Annotated in this window: 14 protein-coding genes; 5 read left to right on the top strand and 9 right to left on the bottom strand. The window is 33.6% G+C overall.

Annotated features, from left to right (window positions below):
* Nucleotides 1-31: 31 nt before the first annotated feature.
* Nucleotides 32-2437 carry a heavy metal translocating P-type ATPase gene (locus tag BUC11_RS09905; RefSeq protein ID WP_073353764.1) on the bottom strand — a complete coding sequence of 802 codons (2406 nt, stop codon included), beginning with the start codon at nucleotides 2435-2437 and terminating at the stop codon, nucleotides 32-34.
* A gap of 107 nt (nucleotides 2438-2544) precedes the next feature.
* On the opposite strand from BUC11_RS09905, the gene BUC11_RS09910 reads away from it, so the two are divergent.
* The gene (locus BUC11_RS09910) at nucleotides 2545-3225 is read left to right on the top strand and encodes a Crp/Fnr family transcriptional regulator (protein ID WP_073353731.1); all 681 of its coding nucleotides are present in this window, start codon (nucleotides 2545-2547) and stop codon (nucleotides 3223-3225) included.
* A gap of 11 nt (nucleotides 3226-3236) precedes the next feature.
* Here the strand turns inward: BUC11_RS09910 and BUC11_RS09915 are convergent, their stop codons facing one another.
* The 4 genes from BUC11_RS09915 to def all read right to left on the bottom strand — a co-directional run bounded on the left by BUC11_RS09915 (nucleotide 3237) and on the right by def (nucleotide 6767).
* Nucleotides 3237-4685, bottom strand: a complete 1449-nt coding sequence (locus tag BUC11_RS09915) for an APC family permease (RefSeq protein WP_073353733.1) — start codon at nucleotides 4683-4685, stop codon at nucleotides 3237-3239.
* Between the two features lie 62 nt (nucleotides 4686-4747).
* Nucleotides 4748-5521 (bottom strand): nucleoside triphosphate pyrophosphohydrolase, encoded by a 774-nt coding sequence (gene mazG, locus BUC11_RS09920; RefSeq protein ID WP_073353734.1) that lies wholly within the window; start codon nucleotides 5519-5521, stop codon nucleotides 4748-4750.
* An 80-nt stretch (nucleotides 5522-5601) separates the two neighbouring features.
* The gene (locus BUC11_RS09925) at nucleotides 5602-6090 is read right to left on the bottom strand and encodes a DUF5606 family protein (protein ID WP_073353737.1); all 489 of its coding nucleotides are present in this window, start codon (nucleotides 6088-6090) and stop codon (nucleotides 5602-5604) included.
* An 89-nt stretch (nucleotides 6091-6179) separates the two neighbouring features.
* Nucleotides 6180-6767: a peptide deformylase gene (gene def / locus BUC11_RS09930; RefSeq protein ID WP_073353741.1), complete on the bottom strand. Its 588-nt coding sequence runs from the start codon at nucleotides 6765-6767 to the stop codon at nucleotides 6180-6182.
* A 193-nt stretch (nucleotides 6768-6960) separates the two neighbouring features.
* Between def and BUC11_RS09935 the strand changes: the two genes are divergently transcribed.
* Nucleotides 6961-9186, top strand: a complete 2226-nt coding sequence (locus BUC11_RS09935) for an FUSC family protein (protein WP_073353743.1) — start codon at nucleotides 6961-6963, stop codon at nucleotides 9184-9186.
* Between the two features lie 38 nt (nucleotides 9187-9224).
* Here the strand turns inward: BUC11_RS09935 and BUC11_RS09940 are convergent, their stop codons facing one another.
* The 4 genes from BUC11_RS09940 to BUC11_RS09955 form a co-directional block, all read right to left on the bottom strand.
* Nucleotides 9225-10721, bottom strand: a complete 1497-nt coding sequence (locus tag BUC11_RS09940) for a malate:quinone oxidoreductase (protein ID WP_073353748.1) — start codon at nucleotides 10719-10721, stop codon at nucleotides 9225-9227.
* 118 nt (nucleotides 10722-10839) lie between these two features.
* Entirely contained in the window at nucleotides 10840-11256 is a 417-nt protein-coding gene (gene ruvX / locus BUC11_RS09945) for a Holliday junction resolvase RuvX (RefSeq protein WP_073353750.1), read from the bottom strand.
* Nucleotides 11257-11301: 45 nt separating this feature from the next.
* The gene (locus BUC11_RS09950) at nucleotides 11302-11583 is read right to left on the bottom strand and encodes a type II toxin-antitoxin system RelE/ParE family toxin (protein ID WP_073353752.1); all 282 of its coding nucleotides are present in this window, start codon (nucleotides 11581-11583) and stop codon (nucleotides 11302-11304) included.
* The gene (locus tag BUC11_RS09955; protein WP_073021492.1) at nucleotides 11573-11806 is read right to left on the bottom strand and encodes a hypothetical protein; all 234 of its coding nucleotides are present in this window, start codon (nucleotides 11804-11806) and stop codon (nucleotides 11573-11575) included. The genes BUC11_RS09950 and BUC11_RS09955 overlap by 11 nt, the downstream gene beginning before the upstream one ends.
* Before the next feature lie 167 nt (nucleotides 11807-11973).
* Between BUC11_RS09955 and BUC11_RS09960 the strand changes: the two genes are divergently transcribed.
* Genes BUC11_RS09960 through BUC11_RS09970 form a run of 3 tightly spaced genes read left to right on the top strand, consistent with a single transcriptional unit; the run spans nucleotide 11974 to nucleotide 14391 of the window.
* Entirely contained in the window at nucleotides 11974-12789 is an 816-nt protein-coding gene (locus BUC11_RS09960; RefSeq protein WP_073353754.1) for a 2,3,4,5-tetrahydropyridine-2,6-dicarboxylate N-succinyltransferase, read from the top strand.
* Between the two features lie 37 nt (nucleotides 12790-12826).
* The gene (locus tag BUC11_RS09965) at nucleotides 12827-13807 is read left to right on the top strand and encodes a glycosyltransferase family 2 protein (protein WP_073353756.1); all 981 of its coding nucleotides are present in this window, start codon (nucleotides 12827-12829) and stop codon (nucleotides 13805-13807) included.
* Between the two features lie 20 nt (nucleotides 13808-13827).
* On the top strand, nucleotides 13828-14391 hold the full coding sequence (locus BUC11_RS09970) for a glycosyltransferase family 9 protein (protein WP_073353757.1): 564 nt from the start codon (nucleotides 13828-13830) through the stop codon (nucleotides 14389-14391).
* Nucleotides 14392-14448 lie beyond the last annotated feature (57 nt).

Genomic DNA, 14448 nt, shown 5'->3' on the forward strand with positions numbered 1-14448 from the left:
GTAAAAACGCAACTCAAAAACTTATCTAATTCTATTTTTTACTTGCATAATAACTACTCATGAGCGTTACAAAACTTACAATTGTTATCGTGCTTAAAGGCATTATAATTGCCGCAACTAAAGGCAATAAGTTTCCAGTAATAGCAAATGCTAATCCCACTACATTGTATAATAATGAAAGGGTAAAACTCATTTTGATGGTGGTTATGGAGTTCTTGGATAACTTCAAAAAATAGTTTAATTTTTGAAATTCATTCGCATCCAAAATCGCATCACAGGCTGGCGAAAAAACATTCACGTTTTCAGAAATCGAAATCCCTACGTTACTTTGTGCCAGAGCTCCAGCATCATTCAATCCATCGCCCACCATCATTACGTTATTCCCATTATCTTGCAAATTTTTAATAAATTCTAATTTTTGTTCTGGTTTTTGATTGAAAATTAATTCCGTGCCTTTCGGCAAAAGCTGCTCTAGAGTGGCTCGTTCACCTTCATTATCACCAGACAAAACCTTAATTTGGTAGTTACCACTTAAGTTCTTAAAAAGAGAGGCGAGTCCGTCTCTGTACTGATTATTGAAAATAAATTTCCCGCAATAAACCCCATTAATCTTAATATGAACTGACGTTTGTTGCAACTTATTTTCTTCGGTTTTCTCGACAAAAGCAGCAGACCCAATTTGAATTTGGTGACCAAAAATATGAGCTTCCATTCCTTTGCCTGTAATTTCTTCAAAAGCATCCACGCGCCACTTTTTAGCATCATTTGCTGATTTATTCGGCAAAATTAAAATTGGTAAATAATCATATAACATTCTGCTTAACGGATGATTTGAAGCTCTCAACACGTTTTTTATCAGTAGCAAGTATTCGTCGGAAAGTATTTCTCCCTCATACGAAATATTCGATTTTTTATTAGTTGTAATTGTTCCTGTTTTATCAAAAACGATTGTATCGACTTTAGCTAATTGTTCAATCACCAAAGCATTTTTGAGATAAAATTTCTGTTTGCCTAAAATCCGTAAGACATTACCAAAAGTAAAAGGCGCCGTTAATGCCAATGCGCAGGGACACGCAACAATAAGTACTGCCGTAAAAACATTAAAAGCGATATTTGCATCTATAAAAATCCAATATCCAAATCCTGAAAAGGCAATTAACAGTAGAATTGGAGTAAAATAACGAGAGATTCTATCGGTAATGGTCTTGTGCTTTTGTATGACATTTTTTTGAAAAACATCATTGCTCCATAATTGTGTCAAGTAACTTTGAGAAACTGAATGCAGCACTTCCATTTCAATGACTTTCCCTATTTGTTTTCCTCCTGCAAATACTTTATCTCCTGATTTTTTAGTTATTGGAATGGCTTCTCCAGTGACAAAACTATAATCAATTTCCGCTTTTTCTGAAATTAAAATACCATCAACTGGAATTAGCTCTTGGTTTCTAATTAAAAGTCTATCCCCTTTTTCTACTTCATAAATAGGAACACTTTCTTCTAGAGAATCCGAATTAATCTTAGTGATTGCGATTGGGAAATAGGATTTAAAATCTCTTTCAAAACTCAAGAAACTATATGTTTTTATTTGGAACATTTTTCCCAAAAGCATAAAGAAAATTAAACCAGTTAAGCTGTCGAAAAAACCAGAGCCATAATCCATAACAATATCAAACGTACTGCGCACAAACATCACAACAATTCCTAAAGCAATGGGAATATCGATATTCAGCATTTTAGATCTAATACTTTTAAAAGCAGAAACATAATATCCACTGGCGGAGTAAAAGAAACTAGGGAGCGCCAAAGCAAAAATCAACCATCTAAAAAAACCACGGTATTGATCCAGCCAATATTCTTTAACTTCAAAATATTCTGGAAAGGAAAGTAACATGATATTCCCAAAACAAAAAAAAGCAACGCCTAATTTATAAGTTAAACTTCTATCAACGTTACTAGTACCAGTTTCATAATTTTCTAAACTAATATAAGGTTCATATCCAATGGAACTCAACAAATAAACAATAGTTTTGATAGAAACTTCCTCCGGGTTGTAGGTGATTCGAACCTTCTTTTCAGGAAAATTAACTTGTGAAGAACTTATTCCTTTTTGAAGACGCTGTAAATTTTCCAAAATCCAAATACACGAGCTGCAATGAATATGTGGAATGTTAAGTGAAATAATAGCGGTTGAATTCTCTTTGAATTCCAAAAGTTTGGATACAATGCTCTCATTGTCTAAAAAATCATATTTACCATTAATATCTTGCGGGGTTGCTCCAGGGGATTTTTCAAAATCATAATAACACGTCAAATCATTAAGACTAAAAATCTCGTACACCGTTTTACAACCGTTGCAACAAAATTTCTTTTCATCAAAAATTATTTCTTCTGCTTTTACAATATTTAATCCACAATGGAAACAGTTTTGTGTGTCCATAACTTTGCTCATTTTACCTAGAACAAAGAACCTAAACGATTGTTAATTAAAACATGACATTTATCATATTAAAGACTTACTTTTGTACAACCCAAAAAATCATTATTATGAGCAAATGTGAACAATGCATTGTCAGAGAATTTAGCTCACTAAAAGCACTTACAAAAGAGGAACTACTAAAACTTTCCGATTGCAAAACATCGCATATTATTAAGAGAGGGGAAGTTATATTTGAAGAAGGGGAAAATGTAAATGGTATTTATTGCATCAAAGACGGCATTTGTAAACTGATAAAACTCAGTGCAAATGGGAAAGATCATATCGTAAAATTAGTTACAAAAGGAGAATTACTAGGTCAGCGCTCCATGATTAGTGATGAACCTGTCAATTTAAGTGCGGTTGCGCTTGAAGACATGCACGTTTGTTTTATTCCAAAGGCTGACGTGATGGGATACTTTGATCAGAACAATCAGTTTTCTATGAATGTCATGAAAACGATTTGTGGTGATCTAAAAGAAGCCGATGACCACATGGTTAATTTAGCACAGAAAACCGTAAAAGAAAGATTAGCGGAAACACTTCTTTATTTACATGATACTTTTGGAAAAAACGAAGATGAATCACTAAAAGTTCAACTTTCCAGAGACGAATTGGCTAGTATTATTGGCACTGCTACTGAAAGCTGTATCCGTTTATTATCTGATTTTAAAAAATCAGGTTTAATCGAATTAACAGGTAAAAAAATTGTTTTAAAAGATATCAATGCGCTAAAAAAATTAGCAGATTAACTCAATCTGCTTTACTCTTTCTTATTCATTACAAAATAATACACCGGAATTCCAAGCGCTACAATACACAAACCTAATCCCGTATTGAACGTATCATAAATCAATAAAGTCAAGCAAATTGCCGAGGTCACTATAATATAAATCGCTGGTACAACTGGATATCCAAACGCTTTATACGGTCTTTCGGCATTTGGTTCTTTCACCCTTAGAATAAAAACACCCAAAATCGTTAGGATATAAAACAACAACGATGCAAAAGTAGCATACGTTAGTAAATCCCCAAATTTTCCCGAAACGCACAATACACAAGCCCAAATGCATTGCACCCACAAGGCCTTAGCCGGAACCTGATTTTTATTCAGTTCAGTGGCTTGTTTAAAAAACAATCCATCTTTTGCCATAGCAAAAAACAATCGTCCTCCCGAGAGAATCAATCCACTATTACAGCCAAAAGTAGAAACCATAATGAGTGCTGCCATTACAAAAACGCCTATGTTGCCCATAATCATACTTGCTGCAGCCGCTCCTACTCTATCGTTACTAGCAAACATAATTCCACTACTACTGATATCCTCTGCGGCTGGAATTCCTTGAAGCGGTAATAAGGCCAAGTATGCCAGGTTTGCTAAAACATAAATAACCGTAACAATTAAAGTTCCTAGAAAGAGACTACGAGGAATATTTCTTTTGGGATCTTTTATTTCTCCCGCAATAAAAGTTACGTTATTCCAAGCATCACTCGAGAAAAGTGAATTGATAATTGTGGCCCCTGCAGCTCCTAAAAGTGCCATTCCAGCTAGTTTTGTTACTGTGATCGTTCCATCTGGATTAGCCACTGTTTTACTTGCTTCCCACATATTTGCAAAATTATCAGACAAAATAGTCGTGTTTAAACCCACATATAATCCTAAAATTATTAAGGCAAAAAGAGCAATCAATTTTGCAGATGTGAATATCAATTGAACCGTTTTTCCGCTTTCAACTCCTTTAGTATTGATGTAGGTAAGCAAAATAATGCTTAATATGGCCAAAACTTTTTGGTACGAAAAAACAAAACCTGTGCCAACAGTAAAAAGAACATTATCCAATACAGGGAAAAAAATCGCTGCATAATTCGCAAAAGTAACCGCAATGGCGGCAATAACACCCGTTTGAATCACCGTAAAAACAGTCCAACCATAAAGAAACGAAATTAGCCTTCCATAGGCACGCTGAATGTACACAAATTGTCCACCAGCATTAGGCATCATTCCTGCCAATTCACCATAACTTAATGCTGCAGCAACCGTAATCAAACCGGTTACAATCCAAATCACTAATAACCAAGCGGCAGAACCAATATCTCTTGCCATAGCGGAGGTAACAATGAAAATCCCAGATCCTATCATGGAACCGGCAACTAAGCTGGTGGCATCTATTAATCCTAAAGAACGTTTTAACTCGGTTTTATTTTCTGACATTGGTAATTTAATTATTTAAAACTGAACACTAATCCTGAAGTATCGGGACTGAACACTGAATACTACAACTTCTTCGCTTCCTCCCAAAAAATATCCATTTCAGCTAAAGTCATGTCCATTAGAGGTTTTCCTAATTCGCCTGCTTTGCTTTCTAGATATTGAAAGCGTTTGATGAATTTTTTATTAGTACGTTCCAATGCATCTTCGGGATTTACATTCAGAAATCGGGCGTAGTTAATCATCGAAAATAAAACATCCCCAAATTCGGCTTCAATTTTATCCTGATCACCTGCTTCAACCTCAACTTGCAATTCTTCCAATTCTTCCTGCACCTTATCCCAAACCTGATGCGATTCCTCCCAATCAAACCCCACACCTTTTACTTTATCTTGAATTCTACTTGCTTTCACTAAAGCTGGTAAACTTCTTGGAACACCTTCTAAAACAGATTTTTTACCTTCTTTAAGTTTAAGTTTTTCCCAATTTTGTTTTACTTCTTCTTCATCTTTTACTACAACATCACTGTAAATATGCGGATGACGATGAATGAGTTTGTCACAAATTTCATTGCAAACATCGGCTATATCAAAATCATTGGTTTCACTTCCAATTTTAGCATAAAAAACAATATGCAATAGCAAATCACCCAATTCTTTTTTGACTTCGATCAAATCATTATCCAGAATTGCATCGCCTAATTCATAGGTTTCTTCAATAGTCAAATGACGTAAGCTTTGCATGGTTTGCTTTTTGTCCCAAGGACATTTTTCACGCAATTCATCCATAATATCTAGTAATCTCTCGAAAGCTTGCAATTGGGTTTGTCTTGAATTCATCAGAAATTGTTTTTGGTAAAAATAAAAAAATCCTGTTCAGAAAATAGCTGAACAGGATTAAATATTATTGTAGTATAAAATTACTCTTTTTTAGCTTTTGCTTTTTTAGCAGGAGCTTTCACCTCAGCTTCAGGAGTTTCTTCTGCAACGGCTGCAACTTCTTCAGTAACAACTGCAACTGGAGCTTCATCTGTAACTAATCCTTTTGCTTGAAGCATATTGTACCAGTTTAAAACTTTCTTGATGTCTGATGGATACACTCTTTCTTCATCATAATCCGGCAAAATTTCTTTAAAATACGCAGTTAATTTCGCATTATCTTCTTTATGTGAAATTGCTTGCCCTTTGCTTTCTTTATCTGCGATTTTCTGCATAATTTCAGCTAATGGTTTTTCACCTTCATACGTATAAATTGAGATTTCCGACAGTAAGCTTACATTACTTTTTAAATTTACTGTGATTTTTTTACCATCAACTAATGACTCGGCTACAAATCCTGTTCGCGTTTGTACTTGCAATACATATAAACCCGGTTTCCCTGAAATGGCTAATATTTTTTCTAAATTCATGTTTTTTGTAATTATTATTAAGAATTTGACTTACTATTTTTTCTGTTTAAAACCAAAAATCATACCAAGAGAAGCTATATACTGTGTTTTTATCTTCCTTTTTTGGCAAAAAATTTCATTCGGTAATCTTGGAACGTTTTTCCCTCTAAGATATTTTTTAATTTCTTTTGAATCAATCGTTTTTTTAGCGACGATATCTTATCGGTAAATAAAATACCTTCAATATGATCGTATTCATGTTGGATTACTCTAGCAATTAACCCGTCAAAAACTTCGGTTTTCATTACAAAATCCTCTTCACAATATTCAATTGTTATCGTTGGATTTCTAGAAACATCTTCACGCACATCGGGAATACTCAAACAGCCTTCATTAAAACTCCATTCTTCGCCTTCCTCTTTTATCATTTTTGCATTGATAAACGTTTTTTTGAAACCTTTAAGTTCTTTTTGTTCCGCGTCTTCTAATTCTTCATCATCACTAAAAGGCGTGGTATCAATTACAAATAAACGAAGCGCTAATCCTACTTGTGGCGCAGCAAGTCCAACACCGTAAGCATTATACATTGTGTCGTACATGTTAGCAATCGTTTCTTTCAAATTTTGATGTTCCTTTGAAACAACTTCTCCTGTCTTTCTTAAAACTGGATCGCCATATCCTATAATTGGTAAAATCATCGTGTTGTATTAAAAATTATCTTCTGAAATTGGAATATATTCCCATTTGATTCAGTTTGCAAAAATAGTAAAAAAATAGACAATGAATAATCCTCCGTTAATAATTAGCTAATATTTACAATTTAAGGCAAAAGACATCCGTTTATCCTTTGTATAATTCATACAAATCTTACCTTTGCATCGATACGATTATATGTTTTACAAAATACGAAAATTTACCGACAGCACTTATTTTACCAATGCTATAAAAGTTACTATAGCGGCAGTCATTCCTGTTGTAGTATTTTCCTATTTAGGTAAATTTGAGATGGGTTTCGCCATGGCTCTTGGTGCATTTTTTACTTATCCTAGTGATATCCCAAGTAGTTTAAAACACAAAATAAATGGTATTCTTGTCACCGCTTTGCTGGTATCTGGTATTAATCTACTAGTTAATATTGTTTATCCTTTATCGTGGATTTTCTATCCTTTTTTAGCTTTATTGATTTTCCTGATATCGATGATATCCGTTTATGGTCAACGCGCCACCATGGTTTCTTTCTCTTGCTTAATTTCTGTGTCATTGGCCTTTGCCAGCATCAACACAGGCTGGACAATGGTAGTGCATTCAGGTTTAATTCTTGCCGGTAGTTTATTTTACCTTTTAATTTCCCTTATTTTTCATTACGTAAGACCACATCGCTATATCGAATTACAAATTGCTGATTGTATAAAACTAACTGCTAAATACTTGAAACTTCGGGGTGATTTGTGGACTGTAAATGCTGATAAAAAATCGATAATAGAAAAACAATTGCATCTTCAGGTTGAACTAAATGCCATTCATCAAAACATAAGGGAAGTTCTCATTAGTAGTCATACTACTTCCGGCTCTTCTAATCAAAATCGTAAAATGCTTTTGGTTTTTATTTCATTAGTTGAAATTCTTGAACTCGCTTTATCCACGGCATTCGATCATGATAAATTACATCAAAAATTTGATGATCATCCAAATGTTTTATTAAGCTATCAACGTTTGGCTTACAATTTGGCAGCAAGTTTAAAGCTATTATCCAAAAGTGTTAAAAAGCACACGAAGTATCTTTCAAAAAATACGTTGCTGCGTGATTTGAATTCCTTGCAACTTGCCATTGCAGATTATGAAAATGATTTAAAAAAAAATACTGCCTCTGAAGGTGTTTTTATGTTAACAACCATGTTACAATATGCTGAAAAACAAGTAGAGAAAATAAAAATTGTAGAACGTGCCTTCACGCTTAATTTTAACTCACAGGATTTGAAAGGCCTTGATAAGGATTTAGAGAAATTTCTAACACCTCAGTATTATCCGTTGATTACACTAACCGAAAACTTTAGTTTTTCATCAACAATTTTTAGACATTCCTTGCGGTTAACAATAACATTGATGGTAGGTTTTATTATTGGAAAATTTTTACCGTTTCACAATGTATATTGGATTTTATTGACCATAATTGTAATTATGAGACCCGGTTATGGCTTAACAAAAGCCCGTTCTTTACATCGAATAATTGGAACTTTTTTTGGAGGATTAATTGCTTTTGGGATACTTTTTGTCGTCAAGGATATCAGTGTCATTAGTATTCTTTCCATAATTTGTATGCTATTAGGATTCTCTTTTACTCAAATAAATTATAAGGTAAGTGCAACTTTTATAACCATGTATGTTGTCTTTATTTATGGAATAATCACACCAAACATAGGCGATTTAGTGCAGTACCGCATATTAGATACCGTTGTAGGAGCTGTATTAGCTTTTTTAGCAACTCATTTCTTATGGCCTTCCTGGGAGTTTTTAAACGTACCTGTTTATTTAGAAAAGGCGATCAAAGCGAATCAAGATTATCTAAAAGAAATTTCTATTTTTTACAATAAAAAAGGTAGTATTTCTACTTCCTATCGTTTAGCAAGAAAAAATGCATTCATCGAAATTGGGAATTTGATGGCTTCGTTTCAAAGAATGGTACAAGAACCTAAATCCAAACAAAAACAATTGCCACAAGTTTATAAACTAGCAGTTTTAAATCACTCGCTACTATCCTCTTTAGCTTCTTTAGGCACTTACATTCAATCCCATAAAACCACAAGCGCTTCTGAAGCGTTTAATGTAGTGGTTGATACTGTTCTTAAAAACCTAGACAATGCCATTTCATTACTTAAAGACAACCACAACCTACAAGAAAATCTTCCAAAAGAAGATTTAGCGATGCGGTTTTCAGAATTAAAGAGCATTCGAGAAAAAGAACTAAAAGAAGGATTTCCTATTGATGAAGAAGCATTCCAATTGAAAATGCAGGAAGCGCAATTGGTAATAGAACAATTAATTTGGTTGATTAATTTATCTCAAAGCATCGTCAAAACGACAAAAATAATTAAAGAAAAAGGCGCTGAAAGTAGATAAAATCTAACATTCAACGCCTTTTATTTATGTGTGAATTTCTAATTATTCAGTTTTAAAACGGCAGCAGTTTCTTTTCTAACTTCTTCTAATAAAATAGGATTATCATTTAACTTTTGACCATAAGAAGGAATCATCATTTTTAATTTTTCTTGCCACTCCGGAGTTTCAAATTGCTCCTTAAAACACCTTCCAATTAAATCTACCATAATTGAAACAGCAGTTGATGCACCGGGAGATGCACCCAACAAAACAGATAAAGATCCATCGGCCGTTGTAATCACTTCTGTACCAAACTCCAGAATCCCACCTCCTTTTTCATCTTTTTTGATAACTTGCACACGTTGTCCCGCTCGTTCTAAAACCCAGTCTTTTGATTTAGCGCCTGGAACATATTCTTTCAAAGCATTGATTCTGTCTTTAGGAGACTGACGCACTTGCTCAATCAAATATTTTGTAAGTGGAATATTTTTTATACCGGCAGCAATCATTGGTATAATATTATCACTTTTTATGGATAAAGGCAAATCCGAATACGAACCATTTTTTAAAAATCGAGTGGAAAAACCAGCAAAAGGACCAAAAAGCAACTGTCTTTCTCCATTTATCATTCGGGAATCAATATGAGGAACAGACATTGGTGGTGCACCCACACTTGCTTTTCCATATACTTTAGCTTGGTGTTTTGCGATCACTTCTGGATTAGTACATTTAAGCCATTGTCCACTTACTGGAAAACCACCATACCCTTTTCCTTCAGGAACATCTGCCTTTTCTAATAAAGGTAAAGAGCCTCCACCAGCTCCAATAAAAACAAACTTAGTGTATGCTTTCCTTTTTTGGCCTGAAGCCAAATCAGTAATTTTTATTCTCCAAGATTTATCCTCTCGTTGTTTTAATTTTTGAACTTCATGGTTGAAATGAATGGTTACACCTTCTAATTTTGTCAAATAACCAAAAATACTACGGGTTAATTCTCCAAAATTCACATCGGTACCTATTGCCATCGAAGTGGCGGCTACTTTATCTGAATCTTTTCTGCCTTCCATAACTAAAGGCATCCATTTGCTTAATTCTGAAAAATCAGTACTAAAAACCATTTGTTTAAAAATTGGATTTGAATGTAAAGCTTCAAATCTTTTTTTAAGATAGTCTACATTTTTTTCGCCCCAAACAAAACTCAGATGAGGGATACTTTTAATAAAATTTTCAGGAGATGGAACTTTATTTTGCTTCACTAAATAAGCCCAAAACTGTCGAGAAATCTCAAAAGATTCTGCAATACTAATTGCTTTTTTAGGATCAATACTGCCATCAGCACTTTCAGGAGTATAATTAAGCTCACAAAAAGCAGAGTGACCTGTTCCTGCATTGTTCCAAGCATCAGAACTTTCGGCAGCAGCAATATCTAATCTTTCGTAAATTTCAATTTTTAGATCTGGTTGTAATTCTTTTAAGATTAAGCCTAAGGTGGCGCTCATAATTCCGGCACCTATAAGAACTACTTCACTATTTGTACGTATGGTTGTATCAGACATAACATGGTTTTATAGTGCAAAGATAAATTATATAATTCCTAAAAAAAGCATAAAATTAGACTAAAAAGTTACATTTATCAAACAGTTTTAGCAGAAAACAAAGTATTTATTCGCTGTTTTAAATCCTTTTTCGGGTTAAATAGTCTTGTAGCATTATCGTTGCTGAAATTTCGTCGATAAGTGCTTTATTTTGTCTTTGTTTCTTTTTTAGTCCGCTATCTATCATAGATTGAAAAGCCATTTTTGAAGTAAATCGTTCATCTACCCGTATCACTTTCATATCCGGAAAATGGTTAGTGAAATGGGTTACAAAACCCTTAATGATGGAAGCACTTTCTGAAGGTTCTCCATTCATTTGTTTAGGCTCCCCAATAAGTACCGCTTCAACTTTTTCTTTGGAGAAATAATCTTTCAAAAAAGCAATTGCAGTTACAGATGGAATCGTTGTTAATCCAGAAGCTATGATTTGCATTTCATCCGTAACAGCTATTCCGGTTCGCTTTTGTCCGTAATCTATGGATAGAATTCTTGGCATTTATCTATATTTTTTATCAAAGGTAAAAATGATGATTTATAAAACCTAAAGTGAATCTTTATATTTGATAAATCCGAAAACAAAAATGGTGTTTTGTAGTACATTAATTTCATAAACACAAGTATAGCCCTTGAAAACGTAATCTCTTATATTTTCACTATCAAAATAAATTGACTTTTTGTAATGAAAGGGGTGTTTTAAATCTTTTTTAATATTTTTAAGTAAATCTTTTCTGAATTTCAAAGCTGCTCTAGGCTTATCCTTATAAATGTAACGAACCTGATCTGTCAATAGTTTTAAAAATTCATTTGAGATATTAACTATCATATTCAGAAAATATTTTGTCTAAAATTGCATCAGCTTCTTCAACTGTATACAATTTTTCATTTCCGCTTTTGAGTTTAGCATATGCAATATCTAGTTTTTCCTTGTTCTCATCGAAATTAGGATCTTCCTGAACAATTTTTAATTCATCAGATGAAAACGAACTCAATAACTCTAAAATTTTAGCTTTTATTCTTGGTTGAAATTCTAATATAATTGTTTCCATGATACTTTCGTTTACTATACAAAGATATAAATTTTTACAAAGTAAAATCTAAACTTACTTCTTGTATAAAGACAATCAAACAAGAAGTTAAATCTGTAACATTTTCAACTCATTTTGCTTTTTTGCTTTTAGTTAAAAATCCTATCTTTGGATAAAAATTTTTAGACATGAATCCATTACAACCGATTATAGAACAAGCATGGGAAAACCGTGCTTTGTTACAAGAAACGACAACAACTGATGCTATCAGAGAAGTTATTGAATTACTTGACACTGGAAAATTACGTGTGGCTGAACCAGTAGCTCAGGGATGGCAAGTAAACGAATGGGTAAAGAAAGCGGTTGTCATGTATTTTCCTATTCAAAAAATGGAAACGTTACATTCTGGTATTTTTGAATATCACGACAAAATGTTATTAAAAAAAGACTTTGCCGAAAAAGGAATTCGCGTAGTTCCCAATGCAGTCGCGCGTTATGGAGCATACATATCAAGTGGTGTAATTTTGATGCCAAGTTATGTAAACATAGGTGCTTATGTTGACGAAGGAACTATGGTGGACACATGGGCAACAGTAGGAAGTTGCGCACAAATAGGCAAGCATGTTCACTTAAGCGGTGGCGTAGGAATTGGTGGTGTTCTAGAACCGTTGCAAGCAGCTCCCGTTATTATTGAAGATGGTGCTTTTATAGGTTCTCGTTGTATTGTTGTTGAAGGAGTTCATGTGGGTAAAGAAGCGGTTCTCGGTGCAAACGTATGTTTGACTGCGTCTACAAAAATTATTGATGTTACTGGTGCAACTCCAGTTGAAATGAAAGGTTTTGTTCCAGCGCGCTCAGTAGTAATTCCGGGCAGTTACACTAAATCATTTCCAGCAGGAGATTTTCAAGTTCCATGTGCTTTGATCATCGGACAAAGAAAAGCATCAACTGATTTAAAAACCTCTTTGAATGATGCATTGCGCGAATATAACGTAGCCGTTTAATCCGCTTTTCCTTAAAAAAACTTATAAAAAACACCTATTGGATATTTCAATAATTATAGTTAATTACCGCGGTTGGAAAGCCTTAGATGACTGTTTAGTCTCTATTGAGGCCATCAATTCTAACACTTTATCTTTTGAAGTTATAATTGTTGATAATTTTTCTAATGATGGGCAATTCTCTGTTTTTAAACAAAAGTATTCTGGTTTTACATTTATAGAAAATTCTGGTAATAATGGTTTCTCTAATGGCTGTAACTTTGGTGCAAGTATGGCTCAGGGAAACCATTTCCTTTTTTTGAATCCAGACACAAAACTCACTCTTGAAGCTTTAGAGGTTCTTTTGCAAACTGCTATTTCACATCCTGAAATTGGAATTCTATCTTGTTTGCAAATAAATGAAAATAATGTTTTTTACAAACAGAATAATTTATTTCCGGCTTTGGGTCGCTTTTTTGGTATTTCACGATCGTTTTTCAGAAAGTGGAATAAAACAAAACTGGAAAAACGTTTCAACACTGCAACGGATTTGTTTTACCCAGATTGGGTAACAGGAGCCGTGGTGTTCATAAGTAGAAACTGGTTTGACAAAATAAAAGGCTGGAATGAAGATTACTGGCTGTATTTTGAGGATGTAGACCTTTGCAAAAAAGTTTCTGATTCCGGAGGAAAAGTAGCTGTCACTAAAAAAGCAACGATATTCCATCAACATGGTGGTGCTTCCCGATTAAATGTTAAGACAAAAGCACTCACAAAAACAGAAGTAATCATTTCGAAACATGTTTATATTAGCAATCAATTTCCACCAGCAATTCAACTATATTTACATAGTGCATTGCTTATAGGGGTACTGATTGAGAAAACATTATTGTCCCTTATAAGTGTGTTTCTATTTTTTATACCAAAGTTAAAAGTGAACCCTTTAATGCTTAAAAACCTAACTGTTTATTATTTCAATGTGTTGCAAAACCAAACATGGATTAGTCCTCGTGCGATGAATTACTTGAAAACAAAAGTATAATTTTTCTAACTTCACGTCAAATGAAAATACTTGTAATTCAGCAAAAGATGATTGGAGATGTTTTAGTAAGCTCCCTATTATGCGATAATTTGCGCAAAGCGTATCCAAATGCTCAAATAGACTATATGGTATATGAATCTACAAGAGCCGTTGTAGAAGGCAATTCTAGTTTTGATAATTTAGTGCTTTTTGAAAAAAAGCATCAAATAAGCAAATGGGAATATTTTAAATTATTACAATCCATTCGTGCCGAAAAATATGATATCGTTATCGATGCTTATTCCAAGTTAGAAAGCTGGCTGGTAGTACTATTTTCGGGTGCAAAACAAAAAATTTCCTATTGGAAAAAAGGAAGAGACTTCCTTTACACCGATACTGTCAAAAGAAAAAAAACATCAAGTACAAATTTAGGTTTGATCATCGAGCAGCGTTTGTCCTTACTAGATCCTCTGCATCTCGATATTAAATTAGACACTTTCCCTAGAATTTATGTTTCACAAAAGGAAAAAGAATTTGCAACTTCGCTTTTTGAATCACAAGCAATAATATGCTGCTCCCCAAAAAACGTACAACTTTTTGTGTGAATTTAAGATAGGATTAAAAACCTTAAATTAGCAGAATTATGTCAAGAACAAGAAGAG

This window comes from Flavobacterium xanthum (assembly GCF_900142695.1).
GTDB lineage: Bacteria > Bacteroidota > Bacteroidia > Flavobacteriales > Flavobacteriaceae > Flavobacterium > Flavobacterium xanthum.

Bases quoted from the DNA above. Each gene is read 5' to 3' on its own strand.
- BUC11_RS09905 (WP_073353764.1), bottom strand. From the start codon at position 2,437: ATGGACACACAAAACTGTTTCCATTGTGGATTAAATATTGTAAAAGCA.
- BUC11_RS09910 (WP_073353731.1), top strand. From the start codon at position 2,545: ATGAGCAAATGTGAACAATGCATTGTCAGAGAATTTAGCTCACTAAAA.
- BUC11_RS09915 (WP_073353733.1), bottom strand. From the start codon at position 4,685: ATGTCAGAAAATAAAACCGAGTTAAAACGTTCTTTAGGATTAATAGAT.
- mazG (WP_073353734.1), bottom strand. From the start codon at position 5,521: ATGAATTCAAGACAAACCCAATTGCAAGCTTTCGAGAGATTACTAGAT.
- BUC11_RS09925 (WP_073353737.1), bottom strand. From the start codon at position 6,090: ATGAATTTAGAAAAAATATTAGCCATTTCAGGGAAACCGGGTTTATAT.
- def (WP_073353741.1), bottom strand. From the start codon at position 6,767: ATGATTTTACCAATTATAGGATATGGCGATCCAGTTTTAAGAAAGACA.
- BUC11_RS09935 (WP_073353743.1), top strand. From the start codon at position 6,961: ATGTTTTACAAAATACGAAAATTTACCGACAGCACTTATTTTACCAAT.
- BUC11_RS09940 (WP_073353748.1), bottom strand. From the start codon at position 10,721: ATGTCTGATACAACCATACGTACAAATAGTGAAGTAGTTCTTATAGGT.
- ruvX (WP_073353750.1), bottom strand. From the start codon at position 11,256: ATGCCAAGAATTCTATCCATAGATTACGGACAAAAGCGAACCGGAATA.
- BUC11_RS09950 (WP_073353752.1), bottom strand. From the start codon at position 11,583: ATGATAGTTAATATCTCAAATGAATTTTTAAAACTATTGACAGATCAG.
- BUC11_RS09955 (WP_073021492.1), bottom strand. From the start codon at position 11,806: ATGGAAACAATTATATTAGAATTTCAACCAAGAATAAAAGCTAAAATT.
- BUC11_RS09960 (WP_073353754.1), top strand. From the start codon at position 11,974: ATGAATCCATTACAACCGATTATAGAACAAGCATGGGAAAACCGTGCT.
- BUC11_RS09970 (WP_073353757.1), top strand. From the start codon at position 13,828: ATGAAAATACTTGTAATTCAGCAAAAGATGATTGGAGATGTTTTAGTA.